13 protein-coding genes and 1 pseudogene are annotated in these 13,413 nt (G+C 36.0%); 2 read left to right on the top strand and 12 right to left on the bottom strand.

The window, feature by feature from the left end; genetic code table 11:
* Positions 1-84: 84 nt before the first annotated feature.
* Both M3196_RS07655 and M3196_RS07660 read right to left on the bottom strand, forming a co-directional pair.
* Entirely contained in the window at positions 85-549 is a 465-nt protein-coding gene (locus M3196_RS07655) for a hypothetical protein (protein ID WP_251321627.1), read from the bottom strand.
* Positions 550-1,221: 672 nt separating this feature from the next.
* Positions 1,222-1,683: a CarD family transcriptional regulator gene (locus M3196_RS07660; RefSeq protein WP_251321628.1), complete on the bottom strand. Its 462-nt coding sequence runs from the start codon at positions 1,681-1,683 to the stop codon at positions 1,222-1,224.
* A 263-nt stretch (positions 1,684-1,946) separates the two neighbouring features.
* Here M3196_RS07660 and M3196_RS07665 point away from each other — a divergent pair, with 263 nt between their 5' ends.
* Entirely contained in the window at positions 1,947-2,138 is a 192-nt protein-coding gene (locus M3196_RS07665) for a hypothetical protein (RefSeq protein WP_066287560.1), read from the top strand.
* 399 nt (positions 2,139-2,537) lie between these two features.
* Here M3196_RS07665 and map read toward each other — a convergent pair whose 3' ends face one another.
* The 6 genes from map to M3196_RS07695 form a co-directional block, all read right to left on the bottom strand.
* The gene (gene map, locus M3196_RS07670) at positions 2,538-3,278 is read right to left on the bottom strand and encodes a type I methionyl aminopeptidase (RefSeq protein ID WP_251321629.1); all 741 of its coding nucleotides are present in this window, start codon (positions 3,276-3,278) and stop codon (positions 2,538-2,540) included.
* Between the two features lie 452 nt (positions 3,279-3,730).
* Complete coding sequence (locus M3196_RS07675; RefSeq protein ID WP_251321630.1) at positions 3,731-4,015, bottom strand: hypothetical protein; 285 nt, start codon at positions 4,013-4,015, stop codon at positions 3,731-3,733.
* A gap of 249 nt (positions 4,016-4,264) precedes the next feature.
* A complete protein-coding gene (locus M3196_RS07680; RefSeq protein ID WP_251321631.1) occupies positions 4,265-4,831 on the bottom strand; it encodes a GNAT family N-acetyltransferase in 567 nt (188 codons plus the stop codon).
* A 217-nt stretch (positions 4,832-5,048) separates the two neighbouring features.
* Positions 5,049-5,411, bottom strand: a complete 363-nt coding sequence (locus M3196_RS07685) for a VOC family protein (protein WP_425310980.1) — start codon at positions 5,409-5,411, stop codon at positions 5,049-5,051.
* Positions 5,412-5,602: 191 nt separating this feature from the next.
* The gene (gene topB, locus M3196_RS07690) at positions 5,603-7,780 is read right to left on the bottom strand and encodes a type IA DNA topoisomerase (RefSeq protein ID WP_251321632.1); all 2,178 of its coding nucleotides are present in this window, start codon (positions 7,778-7,780) and stop codon (positions 5,603-5,605) included.
* Positions 7,781-7,978: 198 nt separating this feature from the next.
* Positions 7,979-8,389: a YciI family protein gene (locus tag M3196_RS07695; RefSeq protein WP_251321633.1), complete on the bottom strand. Its 411-nt coding sequence runs from the start codon at positions 8,387-8,389 to the stop codon at positions 7,979-7,981.
* A gap of 472 nt (positions 8,390-8,861) precedes the next feature.
* On the opposite strand from M3196_RS07695, the gene M3196_RS07700 reads away from it, so the two are divergent.
* Positions 8,862-9,437 (top strand): hypothetical protein, encoded by a 576-nt coding sequence (locus tag M3196_RS07700; protein ID WP_251321634.1) that lies wholly within the window; start codon positions 8,862-8,864, stop codon positions 9,435-9,437.
* A 221-nt stretch (positions 9,438-9,658) separates the two neighbouring features.
* Here the strand turns inward: M3196_RS07700 and M3196_RS07705 are convergent, their stop codons facing one another.
* From M3196_RS07705 to M3196_RS07720, 4 genes and pseudogenes are all read right to left on the bottom strand, one after another.
* Complete coding sequence (locus tag M3196_RS07705; protein WP_251321603.1) at positions 9,659-10,861, bottom strand: IS110 family transposase; 1,203 nt, start codon at positions 10,859-10,861, stop codon at positions 9,659-9,661.
* A 372-nt stretch (positions 10,862-11,233) separates the two neighbouring features.
* Positions 11,234-11,545: pseudogene (locus M3196_RS07710) on the bottom strand (histidine phosphatase family protein); the annotation flags it as partial.
* 29 nt (positions 11,546-11,574) lie between these two features.
* Positions 11,575-12,840 (bottom strand): RNA polymerase sigma factor, encoded by a 1,266-nt coding sequence (locus tag M3196_RS07715; RefSeq protein WP_251321635.1) that lies wholly within the window; start codon positions 12,838-12,840, stop codon positions 11,575-11,577.
* Complete coding sequence (locus M3196_RS07720) at positions 12,809-13,270, bottom strand: YciI family protein (protein ID WP_251321636.1); 462 nt, start codon at positions 13,268-13,270, stop codon at positions 12,809-12,811. Before M3196_RS07720 ends, M3196_RS07715 begins: the two co-directional genes overlap by 32 nt.
* Between the last annotated feature and the right edge of the window lie 143 nt (positions 13,271-13,413).

Raw genomic sequence — 13,413 nt, forward strand, 5'->3', positions numbered from 1 at the left:
ATGAAATAGCACTATATTGAATATGTAATTAACATCAAAAATGATCAGATTTCAGTCTGATCATTTTTTCACATCCTTATTCCATTAAAGCACCCTTTTGTGGAATAAATCTCCATTTTTTCTATTGTTCTTCTTAAATTTATAAATAAGAATAACAGCTATTATTCCTATTATTAAGAGGACAAAAATTTTAATTACACCCAGTTGCCCGTCGAAATATCCATCAAAAACACTTCTTACTTCATATTCTCCATCACGATAAACCATTATATATCGACCATTAGATTCTTCAATTGCTATTGCTTCATTAGGGCTAATGCCTTTTATTGAATAATACTTAGTCCCTTTTTCAAAGGTATTTGAGAAGTTACCAGGATATGATTTCATATCTGAATACTTAGTTACTTGACCAATTTCACTTTTTATTTCGCTAACATATTCGTCACTAACAACATAAATATTATCCTCCCAAACTACAAATGAATAAGCCCAAGATGTTGCAAGTGATTTAGTTGGAAATATTAAAGTACATATAAAAACAACTAACATTACAAAAGAAAGGAAATGTTTAATTTTTATATAAATTCCTCCTCAGTAAAGTTAGTCGTTAAAAATCTTTCTTAAGTTACATTGTCTAATTCAACAATCCTGCTACGTTTGTTCAATAAGTTCAATAAAAAAGAGGACTTCTCCTTCTTGAAGAAAAGCACCCGTTCGTTGAAGAACAATATTAACAATCGTTCTAGAAATTGCGTCATTTTTTATCGTTAACCATATATTTATATGTTACCAACTCGTGTATCTTTTATAAAAAGAAGATAAACAATTCCTATTCACTGTCACAGTGGATGTAAGAAATTCTTAAAGATAGAGGTGAGATTGATTGTTTTTTCCTTCTAGAAAAATAATCACTTAGATATACCTAAAACAATGAAAGCCCTACCTCTCTTCCATCCTTACGGCTCCTTGTCCGTGCCAGTGTGAATCAGTATTACAAATATCAAGTGACTAATATTGTCGAGTTTTTTGGTAAAATTTCAAATGTTCGTAGAAGAGGTTTAAATAATAAAAATGGATTAAATTGTAGAATAACAAAAGAGGCTAATGTTCTAAAAGTAAGTTGAAGAAGTTGAATGTCTTTGAAATGCTTTACTTTTAATCATAATATCCCGTAAAATTCAGGATATTTTTTGGAATGCAATATATTATCTATAATTAACCTTAACAGAAACTTTTTATTTGATTTTCAGTGATTCCTTCAATTACTTCAAGTTCACTAATCAAAAATTCATATGCATTATCCAACATTTTTTTTTCGCTTGTATTAAGTGCTTTTTCTTTCTTCATACGCATTAAATCACGTACAACTTCAGCACCTTCCTGTATTTCACCCGTTTTTAGTTTGTCCGTATTTACTTTATACCTTTGTTTCCACGGTAGTAATCTATCTGATTCTCCATGCTGAAAAATGTGTATGATGTGTTTTAATGCATGTATATCAGTAACTGGTCGTATACTTGAACTCAATATTTTACGCGTTGGAATCATAACTTGCATATTACTGATTGACATTTTTATGACATAATACTGTTGTTTTTCCCCTGGGAAATCTTTTTCTTCTAAGGCTTCAATTATACCTGCTCCGTGCATTGGATAAACAATGTTATCGCCAATTTGAAACATATAATCCACCTCCATATATGGTAACCTTCTACAGGATACCATATATGCGTTTTTTTATCAAATATTTAATAATATCATTTCTTTATTTTTGGTGTCAATAACTTTTTCTTTAAAAATCAGTTCAATCAAAAACAACATCAAAACAATAGGGAACGTGTAGGATTACCAATAAAGGGAAGGTCAATTGATAATTACCATATTATGTTTGAAAAAGGTATAATTTCGGGTATTCTATTGTGATTACACTTCTAGGAGTTGATTTAATGCATCCTAAGAGAAAAAGATACAATGTAACTGTCGAAGGGAATGGAGAGTTACAAAAAGATGTAATAGTAGCTTATGATCCTGATGAAATGTATTGGTTAGTTCGCAAACTATACGGGCATCTACTTATTGATAATGAAACGGGCAAAAAAATAGGAACTATTTCATTTCAAGAAACCGAATTAGGATAAGGGTAGTACACTTATTTTTTTGTTTGTGCGTTGCTATCGGCAATTTGTTTATACTTGCAGCCGTTGGGCGATAGGCGTTTAATTTTATACAACCCTTTCCTAAATGTTCTGCATTTTATGCATATAATCTTGGCAATGAGCAAACAATTCTATTCCATTTCCTTTTAACCAACGAACTTTCAATACTCGTTCTTGCCCATAACGTTGGAGTTCAAACAAACCATACATTTATAGTTAAAACCATTAATTATGATTATTTTAAAGATGATAAAAGGAGCAAGGTATAACCATATCTCCACAATCCTGCTTTGCTTCTTAATTCAATAATAAAGAGCTGCGTAAACAGCTCTTTAGATATTCAACAATCGCACAAGTTTGTTGAATAACAATTATTCATCATTAAAGTGTGACAATAATCGGGCCATTTTTAGTAAGGATAATCGTATGTTCTAATTGAGCTACATAGCTTTTTTCTGTAGCATAGGTCCAACCGTCTTCTTTTTGGAATACTTCTTCTTCAAAGGTTGAGATAAATGGTTCGAATGCGATAACCATCCCTTCCTTTAATATTTCATTATCCCATGGATCATTATAATTTAAAATATGGTCAGGTGCTTCGTGTATTCTACGTCCAACACCATGTCCTGTAAGGTTTTTGATAACAGTGAATCCATGCTGTTTCGCTGTTTCAAATACTGCTTTTCCGATTCTACTTTTTTTGGAACCGGGTTTTGCTTTCTTAAGACCTGCTTCAAATGCCTTTTTAGCAACGTCGCATATTCTCGTTAATACTTCTTCTCCTTTTCCTACTACAAATGAGATTCCTGTATCTGCGAAATAACCGTTCTTTGAAGCAGATACATCTATATTTACTAGGTCCCCTTCATGAATAACCCGATGACCCGGAATACCATGTGCCACTTCTTCATTAAGACTAATGCAAGTATAGCCAGGAAAATCATATTCACCTTTTGGAGCTGAAACTGCACCTGCTTTTTCTAAAAGTTCTCCGGCTATATCATCAAGTTCTTTGGTCGTTATGCCAGGAATTGTTCTTTGTACCAATTCATCTCTAATTGCTGCAATAATTTTGCCAATTTCTTTCAAACCATTAAAATCTTCTTCTGTTTTTACAATCATTTTTTTCCTACCTCATTATCTTTCATCATCAATAAACTATATAAGTATTAATTGTATCTTTACTTTCTCGAAATATCCAATGTCCTTAAGAAATGTTACTCCACAATTTGGCCCGTTTGTTAAATAAAGAATAAAAAAAAGAACTCACTTTTGATGAGCCCTTTTTATAAAGCAACTCCGCTAAATTATGAAAATCATTCCGCAGAATTTTGACCAGATTCCGGGTAAATTATGAAAAACCACAACTAGTGTGACTTTTCATAATTTCTTAGAATTGAACGCTTTTATAAAAGGAATAAAACCATACAATAGTTCAAAATTCATTAGAATACAGAAGTAAAAGATAAAAATTTTGTTCGATATTTCATAATTACTTAGAAAAAATAAGCCATTGTAATTCCGCAATCGCACCCGATTGCTGAATAACTCATTATAGGAATGCTGACTTTAATTTAATAACAAACCGTACCTCCAGGTAGTGTCCAGATGTCCAATCCATTCTCCCCCTGCAATGTCCATCCCTCAAAATAACAACTAGCGTGAAATAATTCCAAGCTCAGGTTATCTTCAAACTCGATAATAAATAATAGATCTTCATATAATGATTTATTTATTATTCTCTTAGATAATAGTATTTTTTTTGCATTATTTAATGAGAATTTTTTCGAATCAGATATAAGATCTGTTTCACCTAACACTATTTCTTTATTTTTGCCGAATTCTTCAGGGACATTCAATCATTAACCTTCCGTTTTCAAAAAAGATAATGAAAGTTGAGTTTCTTTGGTATTAACATCTTTTACGACTTGTCCAATAAAATAAGCAAAGTCTATCTCATTCAATTTAACCATTTATAATCCTCACTAGATTACCTTTATTTTAAGCTCCGTTCTAAATATCAATATAAAGTGCATTTCTCCTTCTTGAAGAAATGCACCCTTTTCTTGAAGAAATGCATGGATTAGCTGCCTTTAATTTAAGCGATGTTAATTTATTTTAGAATAAATACAAGTGTCAGTCAGCTTGCTGCCATCTGCGGATAGATCCTCATTCCTTAAAGTACCTTCCAATATAAAACTAAGTTTTTCCGGTATAAAGCGACTCTTAAAGTTTCTTGATTCGCATCTTATTTCAATCCTCTTAAATGCGAGGTGATTTAATCCGAAGTTAGCTAACTCCTTTACTGCTTCCGTCATATATCCATTACCGCTATATTTTGTATTAATCCAGTATCCCATTTCACATTTTGGAATGTCCCAGTCAATCCTATGAAGGCTCGCCGTTCCAATTAAGTCCTTGCCGCCACCTTTATCAAAGATAAGAAAACGAAAACTTTCCCTTTTTAAAAAATTTATATGAGCATTCCTTAACATGATCTCTGTTTCTTCAACAGTAGGAATTTCTTGGAAAAGTGACAACCACGCTTTTAATTCATAAAAGGAATCTCTAATTGCTTCATACACAATTTCTCCGTCTCCAGTTTGAAGTGGTGCTCGAAGAATTAGCCTTTCAGTTTCTAATTGTAAAGGAATATCTAATAACAAAGGGTTCATCTGATTATCCCTCTCCTTGATTATTTTAGATTAATAATGAAAAGCAGTAAGAGTATTTCTCCTTCTTAAAGATATGCACCCGATAGTTTATGAGAAATCTTTAAAGTTAGAGTTCTAAATCGTTTAAAGTCCCATTCAATATTTATCTGATTTTCTCCGCCAACTCTAAAATAATTCCCTCTGGACCACGAACGTAGCATAACTTATAACTTTCTTATTATTGCTGAATCTCACTAAAGATTTCCGTCCCCTTCTTTTTCAACTTTGCAATAATAGCTTCAATATCTTCAACAGCAAAGCAAATATGTCGGATACCCAGAGTATTTGCAAAAGGTTGCTGAATATCTATTTCATCAGACGGCGTATAAAATTTGACTAGTTCTATCCATGCTGAACCATCTGGCATCCCCAACCCTACACATGTCGTTTTAACATTTTTAAGCCCAACTATTCTGTCCAACTGTTCTCCTTCTATTTCCCATTCGGCTTTCACTTCAAGTCCTAAATCAAGAAAAAACTCTTTAGCCTTTGAAAGATCGTTTACGTTAATACTCACATGATCTATTCTATTGATCTTCATATCTCATACTCCTATTTTAATTCAAATTTGCTTAAAACATAAAAATATCCTTATTCAACAAATCTGCTCGTTTGTTTAAATAAGTTCCATAAAAAAAGCGTTAATCCTTTTGAGATTAACGCATCCTTTAATGAAATAACAAAGGCTTAAGTGCATTTGTATGCTTAGCCGAAAGGACCAAATTATTATCTTTATTCATTTCTTAGCAAATTGCTTTTAGGAAACTCAAAACCTATCGTTAAATCATTCTTTAATATGAGCATAGCATCGAACTTTCTCTTCTCTTTCGCTTTTGGCTTGAATCCTTTAATGACATTTGTTTTGCCTTTCGTGCACAAATCCTTCACCTGTTTCTCAGTAATATTTTTACTAAGTAATTTTCCTGGAAAGGTTTGTTTGCAACCATTCGCATATTCTGAGCAGCTATAGTATGAACGATTCACGCTGATGCTTCCTTTTTTACAACGAGGACATAGAGCGATCGGGTTCTGATTCACTTTCTTAACCACATCAATACTTTGTTGGATTGATTCTGCATTCAGTTGTCCAGGTACTTCTTCAATTAACTTATATAGGAATTTTGTTATACTTCCTAAAAAGGCATGAGGTGTACCGTTTCCGTTTCCGATTTTCTTTAGATATGTTTCCCATTTGGCCGTCATAGAAGGGCTGGAAAGCAGGTTACCTTCTATCGACTGACATAAAATCTTCCCTTTTTCGGTAATATGAACTATGTTCTTTCTAACTTCGATGTATTGGTGTTTTTTTATGGTTTCGATGATTCCACTTCTTGTAGCTTCAGTACCTAAGCCTTCTACTTCTTTTAATATTTCCATTTCTTCTTCATTTTCAACCGATTTTCCACACGTTTTCATCATGGAAATCAGTTGACCTTCCGTGTAGGGTTTCGGAGGGGTTTTCATTCCTTCTTTCATTTTGACGACACTCTTCACTTTTTCCCCTTTTTCAAGTTTAGGAAGAGCTTGTGGAGAAGCTTCATCTTTCTTAGCTGAGCTGTCTTTTGAACCATGATTAAACAGTTCCTTCCAACCTTTGCTGATTTCTTTTTTTCCTACCGTCTCAAAGTCTAAACCGTTCACATCCGTTGTTACTTTTGTTTCTTCGTACACATAATCATGATGAAACATAGCTAAGGTTGTGTTTAATACTTCAAAGTAAATGTTTCTCTCTTCTGTTGATAACCCTTGAATTTTTGCACGCGTTGGAACCTTTTTTGTCGGAACAATCGCATAGTGTTCTTGTACCTTTGATCCATCCACATACCTTTTACTAGGCCATTTAGAAGCTGTGGTAAAACGGTTCTCAATGAGATCTTGATAGCTTTCAAGATTAGCAGATAGATAGGCAAACTCATTTTCCGTTATGTACTGCGTGTCTGTTCTTGGGTAGGATAGAATTTTCTTATCGTACAATTTCTGAACCGTATCAAGAACCTTCTTCGGACTGTATTTCCACCGTTTATTTGCTGTTGCTTGCAAAGTGGAGAGAGCGTGCAGCTTAGGTGATTTGATTCGCATTTCCTTTTTTGACACGGCTTTAATGATGCCCGTATCTTTTCCAGTAATATTGTGCTGATTTAACAGCTGTTGAACTTCTTCTTGTTTTTCACTTTTAATTTTTGCTTTGCCTTTATACTTTCCGTTTGCTGCTGTAAAGTTTCCTTCAATTTCATAAAAAGGTTTTGGAACAAAATTCTCGATCTCGAGGTGTCTTTGGTAGATCAAGTACGTTGTTGGCGACTGCACCCTGCCAATGCTCAAGCTATCCGTAAGCCCCTTTTGCTGTAAAAGTAACGTATATAAACGACTTCCGTTCATGCCAACGAGCCAATCTGAGATTTGACGTGTTTTTGCTTCAGAATAAAGCAATAAATCCTTCTCGTTATCATGAAGGTTAGAAAACCCTTTTTGAACCTCTTCCACTTCTAGAGAGTTAATCCAAAGCCGTTTAATGATTTTGCCTCTCACACCTGTCATATGGTAAATCGAATAAAAGATGTTCGAACCCTCACGATCAACATCACAACCGTTAATGATAATGTCAGCTTCTTTAAATAACCGTTTTACCGCGTTAAACTGTTCATATTTTCCTGAAGCTACTTTAAATTCATAACGTTCAGGCAAGATCGGTAATGAAGATAATCGCCAAGTTCCCCACTCTGACTTATATTCTTTAGGTTGCTTCAGCTCTACCAAATGACCAATTCCCCATGTTATCACTGCGCCATTTGGAAATATGCTGCATGGATTTAACTCAATAAACGATTTATCTTTCTTTTTTATAGAAAAGGCGTCTGAATAAGCCTTAGCTTGTGATGGTTTTTCTGCTAGAATGACGACTTTGCTCATAGGACTTCACCTTTGTACTTGAATTTTTTACTAAAAAGAATTTTTCAATTGCAATGGCCAACGTATCTTGCGCTAAATCCTCTGCAATACTGACATCTTGAATAATTCGGGCAACACCGGCTATAATTCTGGCTGATTCGACGGTCCAGATTCCTTCAATGGTACGATGGGTTCTATAGGTTGTCACTATGGTCTTTTTTACTCTGATTTCTCGTGTAATTCAGCTTCTTTTGCCAACATTTCGGTCAGCTCCGGCGCCTCATATACTTGACGCAATTCAATCTGACCTTCCCCATGTCCCATCGGGTCCGGCATCCGCATGGCCCACTCGATGGCTTCTTCCCTCGATTTCACATCAATCAGAATGAACCCGGCAATCAATTCTTTCGTTTCCGTAAATGGGCCATCCGTAACCACCGGCTTTTCCCCTGGTTTAGGATACGAAATGCGAATTCCATTTGAACTTGGATGAAGTCCTTTAGCCGCAACCGGCACGCCTGCCTTAACTAATTCCTCATTGTACTTCCTCATGGCTTCATTGAGCTCTGAGCTCGGGCGATTTCCGCCCTCCGAATTCTTCGAGGCTTTGACAATCAGCATAAATAGCATAAAAATTTCCTCCTTCTTTTTAGAGGCAAATCCCCTAATTGACCTCTTTATAAAAACAACGAACGGAAAACATCAAAATCGACACAATAAATAAAAAATCTTAAAAAACCTTTCAAAATTATCTATATAAAAATAGGACAAGAGAGTAGTATTTGATACATAATAGATTAGCTTTTATTTGACAGAAAAGCTTATAAAGATCATGATGGCCTCAATGTGAAACTTTTTGCTAAGATTTATACTGAATTTCGGATCGACGACACAATGTTGCGCTTAGTACAGTTTGGACTATTCTTCTTCCACAATCCTGCCTGTTTGTTCAATAATTCAATAAAAAGAGCACTTCTCCTTCCTAAAGAAATGCACCCTTTAATTGAATAAAATTTTAATTGGTTTACTTCGAATATAATTGTATATATATCTGCTACATTATTAAAGTTAAAAAAATATATTGAAAACGAGGTGATAGAAAATGTTGATGAAAAATGAAAAAGTTAAAAACTACATGATAACAGCAGCTATTTTGTTAATTATTAGTGTGGTGTTTGGGTTATGGTTAAAAGAAAAGGTTATAGATGAACAATTAGCGAGTCAAGAATCATTTAAATCATTTGTGAAAAGTATTACTTCGCTTGAGAAAGATGTAACGAACGAAGTAAAAGAATTTGAACGTCAAGTTCAGTTAGTTAAAGATGGGGCTGGGAACAGTAAAGATCTATATGATCAAGAGAGTTATGCTAGAGCTGCTGCAAGTGAAGCAAATTCATTGATATGGGATCTACAAATACCTTCCAATTTACCAAAAGATGTGAAAAAGGATTTAGAAAATGCGTTAGCTAGTGCTAGAGATGTTTATCTCGTGAGAGGATTAGCAATGGAATCAACGATAAAAAGCATAGAAAACCCAAAGGATATGTCTTTACAATTTGAATTTCAACGTTATAACAAAACAGTCGATAACGATGTTTCAATAATAACATCTTCTATTATTGCAGCAGGACAAAAGTTAAAACTCACTCCTGATGAAATCAATGCTTTATTGCATTAAAAAGTTCAGAATACCACCTGTCTTCATATCTCTTATTTAAGTAAACTGCCCTTTAGCTCAATAAGAAAAGGTGATCCTTCTTATTCAAGAAAACCAGCTAATAGGATGTCAATACTTTCTATAAAAATTTTTAAAACATCCATGTTATAATTCTAAGACATGCCAAATAACCCTCCAATCTATTTTTGGAAGGTTCTTCATAATTTACATGAATCTATCAATTAGTATATATCTTGGAAAAGTTCTTTTCTCTTTAGTATGGTATAAATCCAATGTAAGAGCTTGTTAACACAAGCGATTACTGCTACTTTGAATGGTTTTCCTTCCTCTCGTTTTCGATCATAAAATACTTTGAGTTTCTTATTACGGGAACTTCTTATACCACAGAGAACTGCCATATATAATGTGTGTCGTAACCTACTAGAGCCTCTTTTGGTAATTCGATTAATCGTCGCAGTAAATTTACCAGACGAATGAACACTCGGATCAATTCCAGAGAAGGCAACTAATTTCTTAGGATGATTAAACCTTTCAATCTCTCCAATTTCTGAAAGAATCGTGGCCGCGATTCTTGCTCCGATACCAGGGATCGATTGGATAATCTTATATTCTTCTATTTCTCCTGCAAGGGCATCTATTTGATGATCTAATTTTGCTAGATGCTCTTGATATTGGAGAAGCATGTGAATATACATTTCAAGACTAGTCAGTTGACTCTGATACATTGTATTTTTAAACGGATTTCGATGTGCTGCTTCAATAAGTTTTATAGCCCTCTCTTTTGCCCAACGCTCTGAACGACTCAGACACAAACTTGCAATCTTATCAGTTAAGCTATCTTCCCCAGTTTGTAATACAGATTCTGAAGTACTAAACTCTAACAATGTATTTAGAGACACTTTCGAATACAAGTCTCCAAATACTCCTCTATATTCAGGAAACACCTGATCTAATATCGCATGAAACTGTAGTTTCGCTTGAACATAGAGACCTGTAAGTGTTTCATGTTGTCTTGTTAGATGACGAAGGTTTAAAAGGTTAATCCCTCTCTTTTTATATGGCTCAAGTTCTTCCTTGTAATACAGTTCACATAACCGATATGCATCGATTTCGTCTGTTTTTACCTTTCTTAAACTAGATTTCTTAGCTTGATGTGATAGTAATGGATTAATCAAGATATACATAAAATTTTGTTCCTCTAAAAACTGTATCACTGGAGTATGATAATGTCCTGTGGACTCTAATATGACAGATGGCCTAACTCCTGACACACACTCTACCTCTTTTAAAAAATGCATTAATTCAACTAATTCCTCATTTATATGAGAAATAGTAAAACTTTTCCCGTAAGGACTCCCCTTATCCAAAAATGCTTGAACTTGACTTTCCCCTTTTGAAACATCCAGACCAACGACTGGATTCATTCTTCATCTCTCCCTTAGTTAATTACTCACCAGTAACCCTTTTCCACCTTGAAGTATCATAGCTTCGCTTGTTATACGAGATCAATGTCCCAACCAGCCTCAAACATGTTTCTACAAGTAGGGGGCGGACTGTTTTCTTCACGGAATCCTGTCCCACGCACCCGAACGTCCTACCCTGGCTACCGATATAATAGGTCCTATATAAAAAAGGTCAACCAGTAAAATCTGGTTAACCTTATAATACGATCGCACCCGATTGTGGAATAACATTCAATTAATTTGAAATTATTTATTCAAAAGTTCAGCAATAATATCAGAGCTAACAAGCGGACCTTTTTCAAGAATTTCATTGCTAAACAACAAAAGTAGTTCTTATTGTCTAACACCAATTTGTACACTCCATAATCTTTTAACACTCACTAATTCCTGTTCATTGAATTCCATTCTATAAATATCAAGTTTTGATGTGTTATGTAAAAAATTCAAGTCATAATTACTATCGAAATATCCCATCATCAAGGTCATAACAGCCCCGTGAGAACCTATTACTACTTTTTTATCTCTAAAAACATTTAATATTTCTTTTAAAACTTTTATAGCTCTTTTTTGACAATCAGCATTCGATTCCCCTCCCACTAAAGAGAAATTTGATTCTAAAAATGACTTCTCCAACAGTGGAACCAACCCTATTTGGTGGGTGGGTTTTTATGTGCTCAAAACGTATCGCCTTTTCGCAACTTCAGTGCACGATTAAGTAAGAGCTCTTTCTCATGGTCATTCCGAGTCATCGACGCCGCACGTTCAAATTCTCTACGGGCATCATCGAATAGTCCCAGCTTGACAAGAAGATCGCCTCGAACGCTAGGCAATAAATGGTATCCTTTTAGGGAAGTTTCGGTACTCAGCTCGTCGACAATCTGTAGTCCTAAGGAGGGTCCAAATGCCATGGATATGGCAACTGCCCGGTTTAATTCCACGATCGGCGATGGAGTTACCCTGGACAGTGCTTCGTAAAGAGCGGCAATTCGGATCCAATCGGTTTCAGCTACGGTAGGCGCCTGGGCATGGCAAGCAGTAATCGCAGCCTGCAATGAGTATGGACCGAACGGGGGCCCAAGTTTTTGACTGCGCTCAAGTGCTGCTAAGCCCCGACCGATCAACAGGCGATCCCACTGCGCCCGGTTTTGCTCCATCAGAAGTACGGGTTCACCTGTAGGGCTAACCCGGGTTTTAAGTCGCGAAGATTGAATCTCCATTAATGCAACAAGCCCGTGAACTTCTGGATCATGTTGTACGACCTCGGCCAGTACGCGTCCGAGTCTTAGTGCCTCCTGACATAGCAGCGGACGAATCCAGTGATCTCCAGAGGTTGCTGAATACCCTTCATTGAACATCAAGTAAATCACCTCGAGTACTCCAGACAGACGTTCTTTACGCTCTTCTCCTGTAGGTAACTCAAAAGGAATCTTCTCGGCCCTAAGGGTTCTTTTGGCCCGAACAATCCGCTGGGAAATCGTTGATTCGGCAACGAGGAAAGAACGTGCGATTTCATCTGTAGTAAGACCGCATAACAGGCGAAGTGTTAGGGCAACTCTAGCATCCTGTGATAACACTGGATGACTGGTCATAAAGATCAGACGAAGGAGATCGTCACCGATCTCCCCATCCAAAATATTATCAATGTCATCCTCTGTATATAAATCCATACTACGGGCGATCTCTACATACTTCTGATCACGCAGCTTCATTCTACGTATAAGATCGATTGCGCGCCGTTTGGCCGTTGTCATCAGCCAGGCACCCGGGTTGTCAGGAATACCGGTCTCCGGCCATCTTTCTAGTGAAATTACCAAAGCATCCTGTGCAAGATCCTCTGCTAAACCCACGTCACGTAGTATTCGGGTTAAACTTGCAATTAGCTTAGCTGACTCCATTCTCCATATCGCATCAATGGTTCGATGTGTTTGGGATAAAGTCACGGCTTTTTTGCTCCTCAATTTGTTTGCGAAGTGTTGCGTCTTTTGCCAGCGATTCGGGATTTTCAGTTAAGTCCTCCGCCTCGAACACCTGTCTGATCTCAATTTCCCCCTGTCCATATCGGTGGGGATCCGGCATGCGTAGAGCCCATTCGATCGCTTCTTCCCTCGATTTAACTTCAATTAGTGTATATCCCGCTATCAATTCTTTTGCCTCCGTAAACGGACCGTCCATAACCTTTGGTTTTCCTCCGGGTTCTGGATAAGAAATCCGAATCCCGTTTGAGCTAGGCTGCAGGCCATCGGCTGCGAGTAACACACCGGCTTTTACCAATTCCTCATTATACTTTTGCATAGCATCAATAAGTTCCTGGCTTGGCATAACCCCTGCCTCTGAATCAGTTGTAGCCTTGACAATCATCATAAATCTCATATGTGTTTACCTCCTATTTTACTTTGAAGCTTCGTATACCGATGTAAAAACAGTCCGGGTATTTCCGCTTCTATCTATACGACGAACCAACCTTGCCTGGTTCGACAGCAATTATAAAATTTTTTCGATTTCCTTAATACTTT

The organism is Fictibacillus nanhaiensis (assembly GCF_023715445.1).
Classification (GTDB): domain Bacteria; phylum Bacillota; class Bacilli; order Bacillales; family Fictibacillaceae; genus Fictibacillus; species Fictibacillus nanhaiensis_D.